Annotated in this window: 11 protein-coding genes; 5 read left to right on the top strand and 6 right to left on the bottom strand. The window is 59.8% G+C overall.

Going from position 1 to position 14,334, the window contains the following annotated elements:
- Window positions 1-113: 113 nt before the first annotated feature.
- The 5 genes from tpx to BT119_RS18285 form a co-directional block, all read right to left on the bottom strand.
- Window positions 114-614 carry a thiol peroxidase gene (gene tpx / locus BT119_RS18305; RefSeq protein ID WP_003369437.1) on the bottom strand — a complete coding sequence of 167 codons (501 nt, stop codon included), beginning with the start codon at window positions 612-614 and terminating at the stop codon, window positions 114-116.
- An 89-nt stretch (window positions 615-703) separates the two neighbouring features.
- On the bottom strand, window positions 704-1,621 hold the full coding sequence (locus BT119_RS18300; RefSeq protein ID WP_003434111.1) for a LysR family transcriptional regulator: 918 nt from the start codon (window positions 1,619-1,621) through the stop codon (window positions 704-706).
- Between the two features lie 119 nt (window positions 1,622-1,740).
- A complete protein-coding gene (locus BT119_RS18295) occupies window positions 1,741-5,430 on the bottom strand; it encodes a translocation/assembly module TamB domain-containing protein (RefSeq protein ID WP_072366546.1) in 3,690 nt (1,229 codons plus the stop codon).
- Window positions 5,427-7,151, bottom strand: coding sequence for an autotransporter assembly complex protein TamA (locus tag BT119_RS18290; RefSeq protein WP_003369431.1), 1,725 nt, complete (start codon window positions 7,149-7,151; stop codon window positions 5,427-5,429). Before BT119_RS18290 ends, BT119_RS18295 begins: the two co-directional genes overlap by 4 nt.
- Before the next feature lie 59 nt (window positions 7,152-7,210).
- Window positions 7,211-7,882 carry a GNAT family N-acetyltransferase gene (locus BT119_RS18285; protein ID WP_003345438.1) on the bottom strand — a complete coding sequence of 224 codons (672 nt, stop codon included), beginning with the start codon at window positions 7,880-7,882 and terminating at the stop codon, window positions 7,211-7,213.
- 192 nt (window positions 7,883-8,074) lie between these two features.
- Here BT119_RS18285 and xthA point away from each other — a divergent pair, with 192 nt between their 5' ends.
- Both xthA and BT119_RS18275 read left to right on the top strand, forming a co-directional pair.
- On the top strand, window positions 8,075-8,887 hold the full coding sequence (xthA, locus tag BT119_RS18280; RefSeq protein ID WP_003369429.1) for an exodeoxyribonuclease III: 813 nt from the start codon (window positions 8,075-8,077) through the stop codon (window positions 8,885-8,887).
- Window positions 8,888-9,041: 154 nt separating this feature from the next.
- On the top strand, window positions 9,042-10,385 hold the full coding sequence (locus tag BT119_RS18275) for a substrate-binding domain-containing protein (protein ID WP_072366544.1): 1,344 nt from the start codon (window positions 9,042-9,044) through the stop codon (window positions 10,383-10,385).
- Between the two features lie 11 nt (window positions 10,386-10,396).
- On the opposite strand, the gene BT119_RS18270 is transcribed toward BT119_RS18275, so the two are convergent.
- Window positions 10,397-11,626, bottom strand: coding sequence for an acyl-CoA dehydrogenase (locus BT119_RS18270; RefSeq protein WP_058396970.1), 1,230 nt, complete (start codon window positions 11,624-11,626; stop codon window positions 10,397-10,399).
- 184 nt (window positions 11,627-11,810) lie between these two features.
- Between BT119_RS18270 and BT119_RS18265 the strand changes: the two genes are divergently transcribed.
- The 3 genes from BT119_RS18265 to BT119_RS18255 all read left to right on the top strand — a co-directional run bounded on the left by BT119_RS18265 (window position 11,811) and on the right by BT119_RS18255 (window position 14,226).
- A complete protein-coding gene (locus BT119_RS18265) occupies window positions 11,811-12,740 on the top strand; it encodes a LysR family transcriptional regulator (RefSeq protein ID WP_003434117.1) in 930 nt (309 codons plus the stop codon).
- A 164-nt stretch (window positions 12,741-12,904) separates the two neighbouring features.
- Window positions 12,905-13,297 carry a MerR family transcriptional regulator gene (locus tag BT119_RS18260; protein WP_042930746.1) on the top strand — a complete coding sequence of 131 codons (393 nt, stop codon included), beginning with the start codon at window positions 12,905-12,907 and terminating at the stop codon, window positions 13,295-13,297.
- 29 nt (window positions 13,298-13,326) lie between these two features.
- Window positions 13,327-14,226: a hydroxymethylglutaryl-CoA lyase gene (locus BT119_RS18255; protein WP_058396971.1), complete on the top strand. Its 900-nt coding sequence runs from the start codon at window positions 13,327-13,329 to the stop codon at window positions 14,224-14,226.
- Window positions 14,227-14,334 lie beyond the last annotated feature (108 nt).

Raw genomic sequence — 14,334 nt, 5'->3', positions numbered from 1 at the left:
AGTTACGTTACAAGCAAAGCGGCTTTACCAAGCGCTTACTTTGGATAAACGTATGACGCACAAACAAAAAAAACGGCCTGAGCGGATTCAGGCCGTCGACAGGTTGCGGAAAGTTACTTCAGCACAGCCAATGCAGCGTCATAGTTGGGCTCGCTGCCAATCTCGGCAACCAGTTCGCTGTGCAGTACCTTATCGTTCTCGTCCAGAACGACCACGGCGCGTGCTGTCAGACCCGTGAGCGGGCCGTCTGCAATGGCAACACCATAATTTTGAGCAAAATCGGCGCTGCGGAAAGAGGACAGGTTCTGGACATTTTCCAGACCTTCGGAGCCGCAGAACCGGGCCTGGGCAAACGGCAGGTCAGCCGAGATGCACAGAACAACGGCGTTGCTCAGGTCATTGGCCTGGGTGTTGAATTTACGTACCGAGGTGGCACAGGTCGGCGTATCGACGCTCGGGAAGATGTTCAATACCTTGCGCTTGCCGGCGAAGGACGCCAGGGTCTTATCGGCAAGACCTGCGCCAACCAGCGTGAAATCGTGTGCCTTGCTACCGACTTCAGGCAGGTTGCCACTGACCTGAACGGGGCTGCCTTTGAGGGTCACTTGAGCCATGAAACACGTTCCTTTTCAAAATGGATGAAAGAGCCGGAAGTTAAACACGAAAGTGTGCCGCGGCCTATATGGGATAATTCTGAATTTTTTCAGGAAACCAGTCTGTCCCTGATATCTGTGTGGGCACACAATTCCACCAGCCAATCAACGAATACCCTCACTCGTCGTGACAACTGTCGATGCGGGGGGTAAAGGGCCGTCAGTGGCAGTGGCGGCGGACGATGCAATCGCAGCACTTCCACCAGCACACCGCTACGCAATTGCGCGGCGACATGGTAGCGCGGCACCTGAATCAGGCCGAATCCCGCTTCGCACGCCGCGACATAGCCATCGGCACTGTTGACAGCGATCGAGCAGGCCGAGGCATGCTCAACGTCCATGCCATCGGCCATAAACTCCAGGCCATAGCGCTTGCCGGTACTGGTCGAAAAATATTCGATTACCTGATGTTGCGCGAGCTCATTCAGGTTCCGGGGCGTGCCGTATTGCTCCAGGTATTCACGACTGGCGCAGGTGATCTGGGTCAGACTGCCCAGCGGCCTGGCAACCAGTGTTTCATCCAGTGCGGCGCCGGCACGCAGCACGCAGTCCACGCCTTCGCGGATCAGATCGACCGGCCTGTCGCTCATGCCGATTTCCAGGCGGATCTGCGGATAGCGCCGGCTGAATTCAGGCAACGCCGGGATGATGATCATGCGCCCCAGACTGACGGGCAGATCGACACGCAGCAACCCCTTGGGCTCGGCCCCCGTCGCCGAAAACGATGCTTCGGCATCGTCCAGATCGGCCAGCAGGCTGACGCAGCGCTGGTAATAGGCCTTGCCGTCAGGGGTGGCGCTGACCTGACGCGTCGTACGCTGCAAAAGCTGTACGCCCAGGTGCGCTTCCAGCTGCTTGATCAGGATCGTTACCGAAGCACGAGGCATGTGCAGACTCTCGGCCGCCCTGGCGAAACCGCCGAGTTCGACGATACGGGTGAACACGCGCATGGCGTTGAATCGATCCATGATGACCGGCAACCTGAAGGTAAATGACGTGTGAAGGGACTTGCAGTTGCAAGAGGGACGCTCGAGAAAGGCCAGGCGGTTCGGCACAGGGCCGCGCCGTTACCGCCACCAGCCCTCGCCTAGAAGTCCCTTTTATAGAAAATATCCAGCGAGCTGGCAACACCACTCGCGGCCTCGAGGTACACGCGCTTACTGAGCAGGTAGCGCAAGGCAATGGTATTGGCCGGTTCAAACACGCCTACGCCATAACGCAGGCTGAGCTTGTCGGTGATCTTGCCGCTGGCAACCACATTGGTCTTGTCGCCGGTTCCCGAAGTGTCCAGCTCGAAATCCTTGATACCCAGATTGTCCGCGAGCTTGCCGGTGGTCGACGAGCTGCCCGCAACACCCAGTGCCAGCGCAGCCTGAGCGACCATGTTGTTGTCTTCGCCGGAAGTGCTGAGCGGTCTGCCCATGACCAGATAGGAAAGCGCCTGCTCCTGGCTCATCGCAGGCTCGGAAAACACCTCGGTGGTGGGCTGCTCGGCGCTGCCGGTCAGGCGGATACCGGCAATCACGTCGTCGGTCTGGCGAATCGCCTCGATGTCCAGATAAGGCTGGTCGACCGGGCCGGCAAACAGCAAACGCGCCTTGCGTATGGTCAGCCGTTGACCGTAGGCACGATAACGACCGTCGTTCAGGTTGAGCTCGCCACGAGTGTCCAGATTGTCACCAATGTGTACATGCCCGACCAGATTGGCGGTGAGCCCGAACCCGCTGAAACTGAGCTTTTCCTGGCCGACTTCCACATCGATATCCATCGCCACGGCCAGCGGCGGAGCGCCCTCCTCGGTCTGCTGTCCGACGATCACTGTGTCACCGGAGAGCTTCACAGTGGACGGCGGCAACTCGCGTACGGTAATCGCGCCCTTGGGCACCAGCACCTTGCCGGAGATCGCCAGTCGCTCGCCCTGCATGGAGATTTTCAGGTCAGGCGCCGCCTCTACCGCCGCATAGGGTTCGACATTGATCGGCAGGCGCGAGCCCTTGAGGCTCACATCGACATTCAGGCTTTGCCCCCAAGCCACCTGACCGCCTATGTTGCCCTGCCCGGTGCTGCCACTTTTCCAGCCACCGTTGAGCTGTACACTTTCTCCGGCAATCAACGCCTGGACCTTGAGGTCATGCAGTTCCATAGGCAGCTCTGCCCCCGCCACTTCACCCCCTTCAAGCGTCACGTTGCCGTTGACCAGCGGCGCCAGCAACGTGCCTGACAACCGGCCATTGCCATTCAGACGCCCATTGAGTTTCTGCACCATCGGCGCGAAAGGACGTGCCACCGAGATATCCAGCCCCGAGAGATTGAAGTCGCCCGCCAGGGTCTTGTCCTTGGCCAGCGGGTCGATCTGTGCGTTGAGCAACAGCCTTCCCAGCTTGCCGCCCTCAAAGTCAAGACGCGTGTCGATGCGTTTGGGCGCCAGCGTGGTGGCCAGTTTCAGCGTCTGATAAGGGAAGTCCAGCCACTGGTTGTTGTTGCGTACCCGCAGCGTGCCGCCTCCGGCGTCAATCGTGACCTTGCCGCTGGGGCCAGCTGCCGGAATGTCGAGCTGCACGTCTGCATTCAACGCGCCCTTCCAGGCAAAATCCTTGGGCATCCATTGCGCCAGGCTGTCCAGGGGGAAATTCTTGAGCTGATAACGCAGATGGGGCTCCGGCATCAGGCGCTGATCGCCGCCACACAGGCTGGCGCCCCCGGACAACCAGCAATGGGCACCGAAGTTGAGCCGGCCATCGGCCAGACGCTCGATCTTCGCCGGCTGCTGCAAACGCCAGTTCTGCCCGCCGCTCTGCACCGTACCGCTGGCCAGTCGGCCTCGCCAATCACCCTTGTCCAGGCCACCGTCAAGGCCGATGGCCAGCTTGAGCAGCGGTCCTTGCAGATCCAGCTTCAGCTGCTGGCTCTTGAGTGTGCCCTGACCGTCTACCAGCAAGGTGCCCAGCTGGGTATCGCCAGCCTGAATACCGGCACCTTTCAGGTTGATGATCGCGCGCTGCGCCTGATCCAGTCTGGCGTTGAGCGTGAGGGTCTGCAGACGATTGTCCTGCAAGGCGAGCTGGCTGCCCTGCAAGGCCAATTGCCCTTGGGGCGCCTGTAGCGTTCCGGCCAGGTCCAGCCGGCCTTTGACTTGCCCCTGCAAGCGTGGCCAAAGCTGGGCCAGACGCGGCAGATCCAGGTCCAGCTGCCCCTTGAGACGCTCCTGCAGGCTACCCGCACCTTGAATACGGTTGTCGCCGAGGCGGATGCTCAGGCTGCTGACATTCCATTGCTGATCATGGCCGTCAGCCTTGGCTTGCAGCAGCGCCGGCTGACCACGCAAACGCCCTTTCAAATCGAGGTCTGCGCTGAGTTCAAGCTGCGCGTTGCGCATCTGACCTTTGCTGCGCAACGGGCCTGCCAGTGTGCCGGGCAGTTCGGCAACCCAGAATGAAGGGTCCAGCGCACTCAGGTCCAGAGCCGTATCCCAGCCGATGCCGTCAGCGAATTGCAGGTTCAGGAAACCGCTGGCCTTGCCCTGCCCTGCGACCAGTTCCAGTTGCGGCAGATGGATCTCTTGCAGATTGCCGCTGAACGGGCTGACCAGGGTGAATGCACCGGCAGGCCCTTTGAGGCTGGCGTTGAAATTGCCGAGGTATTTGCCATCGGTATAGGAAATATCGCCCTTGAAGGCATGCAATGCCACTTGAGGCGCTGACGCCAATGGATACAGGCGCTGCCAGGGGAAATCCAGCCAGTCGATGCTCGCATCTGCAGAAAAACCGTTCTGCCAGTTCATCTTGCCGTTGATGGCCAGACGCTGCTGATCATCGGCGGCCAGATCGAGTCCGGCGATGGTTGCGCCGTTGGCATCCACGTTTCCTTTCAATGACAACGCGACAGGACCTTTCTCTGCGGGAAGGTTGGCGCTGCCATCTATCAGATAGCCCGAGTCAAGATTGCCTTCGGCGGTCAGCAGCAACTGGTCCAGTTGCAACGTATCAGGCAATGCAGCACTGGGTTTGAAGCGCTCGGCCGTCAGCTTGATGCGTGCAGGAAGATGTTCGGCCAGGGGTTGCAACTCGCCGGTCAGCAAACCCGGCAGGTAGCCGCTGCTGTCCGCCTTGAGTTGCAGCGTTTTCAGCAGGTCGCCCTGAATATCCAGCGCCAGCGCCCAGGGCTGGCCATCCTGTGGTGGAAGTTGCAGTTGACCTTGCACGCTGAGTGGCCAGTCGCCCTCGGGTTTCAGCAGGCCATTGAGGTCCAGCACAAGCGCATCACGTTGCAGGTGCGCACTGTCGATCTTCAAGCCTTCGGCTGTCCAGTGCGCTGCCAGCTTGAGATCGCGCAATTGTTCGACGCCATCCAGTTGCAGACCACCCAGCTGTATATCACCCAGTTGCAGCGCCAGCGGTAACCTGAGCGTCGGTAACTGGATCGGGCCGTCGCTGGCGGGCGTATCGCTCGGCGGGAAGTGCATCAGCACCTGCTGCGCATGCAGACGGTCGATGCACAGCGTCATCTTCAACAGGCAGGCAGGCGTCCAGGCGAAATCGACGGATTGAACCTCGACACGGTCTGCGCCCTGCTGCCATACCAGACGCTCGGCGCTCCACTGGCTACCCAGTCGCCCCTGAAAGTTTTCCAGCTGTACGCCGGGTACCCGAGCCAGGGCCCACTGGCTGCCCGTGTGGGTGCCCAGCAGCAGCGCGACAATAATGACCACAAGCAGCAGTAATGCGACAAGTCCCAGCCCGACGACCTTGGCTCCGCGGGAGATGTTCGACGTGTTCAAAGCTCCGGCCCCATCGAAAAGTGCAGACGGATTCCGCCGTCATCGTCCAGCGCGTGTGCCAGATCGAGACGCAGCGGGCCCACTGGAGATACCCAGCGCACGCCGAAACCCACCCCGGTTTTCAGGTCTGGCTTGTCCAGGCTGTTGAACGAGTTGCCCTGATCGATGAAGGTCGCCAGGCGCCATTTGTCAGCAATGGAATATTGGTATTCGACGCTACCGGCAAACATATACCGGCCGCCGATACGGTCGCCGTCAGAATTGGTCGGTGACAGCTTCTGATAGTCATAGCCGCGCACGCTTTGATCGCCGCCGGCAAAAAAGCGCAGCGATGGCGGTATCGAGGTGTAACCGTCCGTAAGGTTGCCGCCAAACTGCACGCGACCGAGAAAGCGGTGATTTTGCGCGACGGTGGTCAGCCCTTTGAGCAGCACATTGGCATGCACCAGGTTAGCGTCAGACAACATGCCCTCCTTGGCCACCTGCGTATCGAATTGCAGGCGATAACCCTGGTGCGGGTCGATGCGATTGTCACTGCGCAGATACGAGTAACTGATACCGGGCATCAGCAGCGTACTGAGGCCGGCGTCATCACCCAGGCGATATTCTTCACGCTGCCATTTCAGGGATATGACCCGTTCCCAACCGCTGGGCAGCTTGCTGTGCCATTCCGGCCCGGCAGTCAGCAACTTGCTGAGGCTGTCGGTTCCGGCAATCTCTTCGTACTGATACCCGCCGGCGTAGCGCAATTTGTCGGTCAGCGGCGGATCAAGTGGCACGTCGTACCACAGGCCGATATTCTGCCGTGGCGCGGATATCTCGGATTCGAAACCGTAACTGTGGCCCTGAGGGTTGGCCCAGTGCCGGGTCCAGTTGGCTTTGCCGCGCGGGCCGACGTCGGTCGAATAGCCCAGACCCAGGCCCATGGTGCGAGGTTTACGGGTTTCGAGCTGGACGGTCACCGGAATGACCTGGTTTTGCGCTGCGGTGGGCGCCGCATCGACCCGTACGCCCTCGAAATAGCCGCTGCCCTGCATCGCCTGGGTCAGTTCGGCAATCAGTTGGGAGTCGTAGGGCGTGTTCTCCTTGAACGGCACCATGCGCTTGAGCAGATCGTCATCAAATGGCGCGTCGCCGCTGAACATGACCTTGCCGAGCGTGTAGCGCGGTCCGCTTTCATAAACCAGTTCGATATCGGCCACACCGGCCCGCGGATCGATGGCCAGACGCTGACTGGTGAAATGGCCACTGAAAAATCCGTAGCGCGAGGCCTGATTCTGGATCAGGCGCTTGGCGTCTTCATAGTTGCCGTGGTTCAACACCGCGCCGCTTTTCAGCGCGTCGCTGCTCGGCACACGAAAGGCCTTCATTGCTGCCGCCGGCCCTTCGACCCGGATCACCACGTTACGCAGGTGAATGGGCTCGCCCGGCTGGATGTTGATCACCAGGCTGGGTTGATCTCCGTCCTTGATCTCACTGTCGATCTGCGCCTGGTAATAACCCAGCGCCTGAGCGGCTTTTTCCGCCTGTTGCTCAGCGCCGAGGCTGAAATTACGCAGCGCCTGGACGTCACGCTCGCCCAAATCACCGACATACCCTTCGACGTTGGCCTTGAGTTGCGGATTGGCAGGCTTGATCCTGACGTCGAGGCGGGCCTGGGCAAGCGCCGCCGCACTCATGGTCATCAGGAACACGCTGCTGAATAGTCTGAAAAGCTTCATGGGCGTAGATGCTACCACGATCGACAGGCTGCACTGGAAGCCCACGAATTGTCGGATATTCAGGCCATTACGTCAGGGACCGGCAGTGAAACCTGAGGGTTCGGATGAAAAAACACATGCTCTCGGACAGGGCCTACAGCAATTTCACCGATCTCTTCGTAGCCCTGTCGCTTATAGAATTCCAGATAACGCGGATTGCCGGTATCGACCACGATGCCCTGGGAGTGTTCATCCACTGCGCACCAGTCATGCAACGCTGCCAGCAGTTGCTCGCTCAGGTCCTGACCGAGCTTCTGCCCCTGGAACTCCGGATCAAGGCCTATCAACGGCAGCACATGCACGGTTTCCGACGGCACACAGGCGAGCACTGCGTTGTAATAGGCCAGATAGCGTTGAGTACAGCCCAGACCGGTGTCCATCACCATGCGCAGACGCCAGGCCCAGCTTTCGGTGACACCCAGACGACGCTGCGGCGGTGCGATCAGCGCTACGCCGACCAAACGGTCCTGCAGGAACAGGCCCAGCGCAGGCTGGTTTTGTAGAAAGTGTTGTTTGACCAGCTGGCGAATGGTCGCCAACACACGTTGCTCATATCCCTCACGCTCGGCGTTGAACAGATAGGCAAATGTCGGATCGTGCCGGTAGGCCCTGAACAGCAAGGAGCGGGTTTCACGGGAATAACCACTGTCGAGTTGGCGAATTTCACCCGTGATGGCAGCAGGTAGGGACATAAAGGGCCTCGTGTTAACGGAACTGCGTCTGGCGCAGCGGTTTTGGCAAGCAGGCTTTCGAGTGATGGCCATTGATAACAGTTCCAACGAATTATCCAGACACCCCCTGGCCTGCGCTTCCGACACGGCACTGGTCCTGAAACCACAGGTCGGCTAGCATCGCTGTTTGTTTTTGCTCAGGACCGCTGCTTTATGAAAATCGTCTCGTTCAACATCAATGGTCTGCGCGCTCGACCGCATCAGCTGGCGGCGCTGATCGACAAACATCAACCTGACGTGATCGGTCTTCAGGAAACCAAGGTTTCGGACGAGCAATTCCCCCAGGCGGAAGTCGAAGCGCTGGGCTATCACGTTCACTTCCACGGCCAGAAAGGCCATTACGGTGTCGCTCTGCTGTCTCGCAACGCGCCACTGGCCCTGCACAAGGGTTTCGAAGGCGATGACGAGGAATCCCAGAAGCGTTTCATCTGGGGGACTTACGCCGACAGCAACGGCCAGCCGGTAACCATCATGAATGGCTACTTTCCACAGGGCGAGAGCCGCGACCACCCGACAAAATTCCCCGCCAAACAGCGCTTTTACGAGAACCTGCAAACACTGCTCGAAGGCCACTTCAGTAACGATCAGCCGCTGATCGTCATGGGCGACGTGAATATCTCTCCGCAGGATTGCGATATCGGCATTGGCGCCGACAACGCCAAACGCTGGCTGAAAACCGGCAAGTGCAGCTTTCTGCCTGAAGAGCGGGAGTGGATGGAGCGCCTGAAAAACTGGGGGTTGGTGGACAGCTTTCGGCACCTGTATCCGGAAGTCGTCGACCGCTTCAGCTGGTTCGACTATCGCAGCCGTGGCTTTGAAGACGAGCCCAAACGCGGCCTGCGCATCGATCTGATCATGACCTCTACCGGTCTGCAGCCACGCATCAAGGAAGCGGGTGTGGATTACGATTTGCGCGGAATGGAAAAACCGTCCGATCACGCGCCCATCTGGCTGGAACTCAGCTGACTGATCCCCTCCCAGGCTCCTCCTGCGCGATCCTTCCTTATAAGGGGTGGGTCGCGCTGAAAACTGAAACACGCACAGACCCTGAAATTGTCATATTCCGGCAATCTCTCTGACTTATTCTCCCGGCACCCTCCCGTGATTCATGGTGACGCCGATGCTGCGCGCTTTGCTTACGGCGCTCATTCTGTCGAGCGCCACCCTGCCCGCTTTCGCGCAAGCCGCACTGCCGCTGCCTGCTGGCGATATACCGGCGTTGCGCATTCAAGGCTCCAACACCATCAATGCCCAACTCGGACCTGCGCTGGTCGAAGGATTGATGCGCCAGCAAGGTCTGCAATCGGTACAGACCCTTCACGGCAACACCCTCAATGAACAGCGCGTCATCGGAACCACGGCCGCCGGTCAACCCGTCAGTGTCGAAGTCGCCGCACATGGCTCAGGCACCGGTTTCACTGCGCTGAAAGCCGGCAGTGCGGATGTCGCGGCCTCCTCTCGACCGATCAAGGATCAGGAGGCCAAAGATCTGGCCAGCCTCGGTGACCTGAAAAGCGCAGCCAGCGAGCAAACCATTGCCATCGACGGCGTTGCAGTGATCCTGCATCCCGCCAATCCGCTGAGACAACTGGATACCCTTCAACTGGCGCGCATTTTCAGTGGCGAAGTCAGGAACTGGAGTGAAATCGGTGGCAATCCAGGCGCCATCCATCTCTATGTTCGCGATGAAAAGTCCGGCACCTACGAGACGTTCAAGGACCTTGTACTGAGCAAATACGGTAAGACCCTGCTCGGCAGCGCCGCGCGATTCGAATCCAGCGAACAGCTCTCCGACGAAGTCAGCAAGGACATCAATGGCATCGGCTTCATCGGCCTGCCTTCCATCCGCCGCGCCAAGGCGGTGGCCATAGCCGACGGCGATTCCAGGCCCATGCTGCCGACCGTCAGCCTGATTGCCACCGAAGACTATCCGTTGTCGCGACGACTGTACTTTTATGTGCCCACCTCGGCCCATCAGCGCTGGGCGCAGGCGCTGGTCCGTTTCGCGCAGAGCGCCGACGGCCAGGCCATCGTCGCGCAGAGCGGTTTTGTCGCGCAGACCGTGCAGGTGCTCAAGGTGCAGCCTACCGCGCAGATGCCCGCCGATTACCAGGCGCTGGCACGCAAGGCCGAACGCCTGTCCGTCAACTTTCGCTTTGCCCAAGGCAGCGCACGCCTGGACAACAAGGCGCAGCAGGACCTCAAGCGGGTCGCGGATTACCTGAAATCCAGCGACAAACTGGACCGGCATGTGACGCTGGTCGGCTTCGGCGACGCCAAGAGCGACCCGGAGCGTGCCGCCCTGCTTTCCAGGCTGCGTGCCATGGCCGTGCGCCGGGAACTGCTGAAAAGTGGCGTGACGTTCCGCGATATCGTTGGCCTGGGTGACGAGATGCCGGTGGCCACCAACGATATCGACGACGGCCGGATCAAGAACCGTCGCGTCGAAGTCTGGGTGCAGTAATTGGCTGACAGCTAGAGTCGGCTGCGCGCCAGATCTGCCGGCATATATTTGCCCAGTTCATACTTGCCGACGGCAGCGCGATGCACTTCATCCGGGCCGTCAGCCAGACGCAGGGTACGCTGCATGGCGTACATGTAGGCCAGCGGGAAATCATTGGAAACCCCGGCGCCACCGTGCATCTGAATCGCTCGGTCTATGACCTTCAGCGCCACGTTGGGGGCAACCACCTTGATCTGCGCGATTTCGCTTCTGGCAACCTTGTTGCCGACGGTGTCCATCATGTACGCCGCTTTCAGGGTCAGCAGGCGTGCCATGTCAATCTCCATGCGCGAGTCGGCGATCAGGTCGATATTGCCGCCCAGCCTGGCCAACGGTTTGCCGAACGCAACGCGGTCAATGGAACGCCTGCACATCAGCTCCAGCGCCCGCTCCGCCATGCCGATCGAGCGCATGCAGTGGTGAATGCGCCCTGGTCCTAGCCTTCCCTGAGCGATTTCAAACCCTCGCCCTTCACCAAGCAGCACGTTTTCGAACGGGACCTTGACGTTTTCGAACAGCACTTCGGCATGGCCATGGGGCGCATCGTCATAGCCGAACACCGGCAGTGGCCTCACGATCTTTACGCCGGGCGTATCGACCGGCACCAGAATCATCGAATGCTGCTGATGGCGCGGCCCCTCAGGAGTGCTCAGGCCCATGAATATCAGGATTTTGCAGCGCGGGTCGCAGGCACCGGAGGTCCACCACTTGCGCCCGTTGATGACCCATTGGTCACCGTCACGCTCAGCGCGCGCGGCCATATTGGTGGCGTCCGATGAGGCCACGTCGGGCTCGGTCATGGCAAAGGCAGAGCGAATTTCACCGCGCAGCAGCGGTTCGAGCCAGCGGGTTTTCTGGTCCTCACTGGCATAGCGGACCAGTACCTCCATGTTGCCGGTGTCGGGCGCCGAGCAATTGAAGGGCTCGGGACCGAGCAGTGAGCGACCCATGATTTCCGCCAGCGGCGCGTACTCCAGATTACTCAGGCCGGCGCCAAACCCGGAGTCTGGCAGGAACAGATTCCATAAGCCTTCCGACTTGGCACGGGCCTTGAGCTCTTCCATGATTGCCGTGGGCTGCCAGCGATCCCCTTCGGCCACTTGCCGCTCGAAAACCGGCTCGGCCGGATAGACGTATGCATCCATGAACGCCGTGACGCGCTCACGCAGGGCCTGCACCTTCGGGGAATACGCAAAATCCATGGGGTCGCCACCGTGTCGATCGGGTTGTCGAAGTCATGAACGCGATGCTAGAGAACCGCTGCACATTTATCTAATCTATTCTCAGCGTGTATAAACATTCATAACCGATATATGATCCATCACCATTGCGGCATTACGCCCCTCTAAACAGTCAATCACAATAACGGCACGAGGCGCCCCATCAATGAACCTGAACAAGGTCGATCTCAACCTCTTCATTGTCTTCGACGCCATTTATACCGAAGCCAATCTGACCCGCGCCGGACAGATTGTCGGCATCACCCAGCCTGCGGTCTCCAACGCACTGGCGCGGTTGCGCGAGACCTTCAATGACCCGCTGTTCGTGCGCACGGCACAAGGCATGGTGCCGACACCGATGGCGCAGAACATCATTGGCCCGGTGCGCAATGCGCTTTCGTTGCTCAGGGTATCGGTGCAGGAAAGCCGCATCTTCAACCCGTTACAGGCCAACAAGAACTACCGCATCAGCATGACCGACCTGACCGAAGCGGTGATCCTGCCCGCGCTGTTCCAGCGCCTGCGACGCCTGGCACCTGCGGTGACCATCGAAAGCTTTCTGTCCAAGCGCCGGGAAACCACCAAGGAGCTGGCTGCCGGGCGCCTCGACTTCGCCGTGGACGCGCCGCTCAACACTGACCCGCAAGTGCGGCATGTGAAGCTGATGGAGGACCGTTATGTGTGTGGCATGCGCAAGGGCCATCCATTGGCGAACAAGGCCATTCTGACCCTCGACGATTACCTGAGCCAGGCGCATATCCATATTTCCAGCCGCCGCAGCGGGCTGGGTCATGTGGATCTGGCGCTCGGCAAGATGGGCATCCAGCGCAGGATCGCTTTGCGCTCGCAGCATTACATGATGGCAACTCAGGTGCTGCAGCAGACCGACATGGTCATGACCGTACCCGAGCGCTTCGCCCGTCGTAACGACTTACACTATGTCTACCTGCCAGTCGCCGATGTTCCCTCGGTCGAAACCCACCTGTACTGGCATGAAAGCACCGATCAGGACCCGGCCAATCGCTGGATGCGAGAACAGATCATCGAGCTTTCGCAGCGGGTTGTGGCGCAGGAGCAGAGCCTCGAAAAGACATGAAATAGAAAATACAAGCCAATGATTTATAAGCATTTAAATCGTTTAGTTAATGTGATTTCTAAGTGCCGGAGTGTGACCTCTCGACCTTTGGCACCGCCACACAGCTTGACGTATACGTAAAGCAACCCTTAGCTTTGCGGCTGTATACCTTTCCGAGCCACGCCATGAGCAGTCAGACCTACAGTATTTCCGAGCTCGCCCGCGAGCTGGACATCACCACCCGCGCCATACGCTTTTACGAAGAGCAAGGCATGCTCAGCCCTGAACGCAAGGGCCTGGAGCGTATCTATACGGCGCGTGACAAGGTCACCCTGAAACTGATCCTGCGTGGCAAACGCATCGGTTTTTCCCTGGCCGAGTGCAAGGAACTGATCTCGTTATACGACCCTGCCGGCGGTAACCAGAAGCAGTTGCAGACCATGCTGGACAAGATCGCCGAACGCCGTGATCAGCTGGAACAGCAGTTGCTGGACATCCACCAGATGCAGCTGGAGCTGGACACCGCCGAAGAGCGCTGCCGAGCCGCACTCGATAAAACCGCTGCCGCCCCACTCTGACCATTCGCACTGACTACAAAGGCGCTGCCATGTCCCTTCCGCAAAAGGTGAATCTCGTTGAAGTCGGCCCGCGTGACGGCCTGCAGAATGAAGCACAACCCATCAGTGTCGACGACAAGGTGCGTCTGGTGGATGACCTGACGGCAGCCGGGCTGGGCCATATCGAGGTCGGCAGTTTTGTCTCGGCCAAATGGGTCCCGCAGATGGCGGGCTCTGCACAGGTGTTCGAACGCATCCAGCGTCGTGAGGGCGTCATCTACTCGGCGCTGGCGCCAAATCTGCGTGGCTTTGAAGATGCCTTGGCGGCCGGCGTCAGGGAGGTCGCGGTGTTCGCGGCGGCGACCGAAGGGTTCTCGCAACGCAACCTCAACTGCTCGATCAGCGAAAGCCTGGAGCGCTTCGCGTCTGTCATGGAAGCAGCACGCATGCATGGTGTGCAGGTTCGAGGGTATGTGTCATGCGTGCTGGGCTGCCCTTACGAGGGCAGCGTTTCGCCCGAACAGGTCGCGACGGTCGCCAACGAACTGCACGCGATGGGCTGCTATGAAATTTCCTTGGGCGACACCATCGGAACCGGCACGCCGGGCGCTACACGGGCATTGTTCAACGCCGTGGCTGCGCAGATACCGCGCGGCAAGCTGGCTGGCCACTTCCATGACACCTATGGCCAGGCATTGGTGAATATCTACGCAAGCCTGGAGGAAGGCATCCAGGTGTTCGACAGCTCCGTGGCCGGCCTCGGTGGCTGCCCTTACGCCAAGGGCGCCAGCGGCAACGTGGCCACTGAAGACGTGCTGTATATGTTGCAGGGGCTGGGTATCGAAACCGGCGTCGATCTGGACCAGGTCATCGCGGCGGGCCAGCGCATCTGCAACGTGCTGCACCGTAGCAATGGCTCTCGTGTAGCAAAGGCCAGATTGTCTGCGTAACGCTGTCGTCGTCTGTCGGTAACAGGGTGCGACAACTTGCCACAGAGTGTTACTCTGCCCCGCGTCGAGTCGAGACAAACGGGTAACACGGAAACACTCGGCCGCAGA

Source organism: Pseudomonas sp. NFACC10-1, assembly GCF_900119195.1.
Classification (GTDB): Bacteria; Pseudomonadota; Gammaproteobacteria; order Pseudomonadales; family Pseudomonadaceae; genus Aquipseudomonas; species Aquipseudomonas cerasi.
The sequence above is the reverse complement of the archived record's forward strand: the minus strand, read 5'-3'. Positions and strand labels throughout refer to the sequence as shown.

What these genes read in the sequence shown, in the direction of transcription:
- tpx (WP_003369437.1), bottom strand. Translation starts at nt 614, where the DNA reads ATGGCTCAAGTGACCCTCAAAGGCAGCCCCGTTCAGGTCAGTGGCAAC.
- BT119_RS18300 (WP_003434111.1), bottom strand. Translation starts at nt 1,621, where the DNA reads ATGGATCGATTCAACGCCATGCGCGTGTTCACCCGTATCGTCGAACTC.
- BT119_RS18290 (WP_003369431.1), bottom strand. Translation starts at nt 7,151, where the DNA reads ATGAAGCTTTTCAGACTATTCAGCAGCGTGTTCCTGATGACCATGAGT.
- BT119_RS18285 (WP_003345438.1), bottom strand. Translation starts at nt 7,882, where the DNA reads ATGTCCCTACCTGCTGCCATCACGGGTGAAATTCGCCAACTCGACAGT.
- xthA (WP_003369429.1), top strand. Translation starts at nt 8,075, where the DNA reads ATGAAAATCGTCTCGTTCAACATCAATGGTCTGCGCGCTCGACCGCAT.
- BT119_RS18275 (WP_072366544.1), top strand. Translation starts at nt 9,042, where the DNA reads ATGCTGCGCGCTTTGCTTACGGCGCTCATTCTGTCGAGCGCCACCCTG.
- BT119_RS18270 (WP_058396970.1), bottom strand. Translation starts at nt 11,626, where the DNA reads ATGGATTTTGCGTATTCCCCGAAGGTGCAGGCCCTGCGTGAGCGCGTC.
- BT119_RS18265 (WP_003434117.1), top strand. Translation starts at nt 11,811, where the DNA reads ATGAACCTGAACAAGGTCGATCTCAACCTCTTCATTGTCTTCGACGCC.
- BT119_RS18260 (WP_042930746.1), top strand. Translation starts at nt 12,905, where the DNA reads ATGAGCAGTCAGACCTACAGTATTTCCGAGCTCGCCCGCGAGCTGGAC.
- BT119_RS18255 (WP_058396971.1), top strand. Translation starts at nt 13,327, where the DNA reads ATGTCCCTTCCGCAAAAGGTGAATCTCGTTGAAGTCGGCCCGCGTGAC.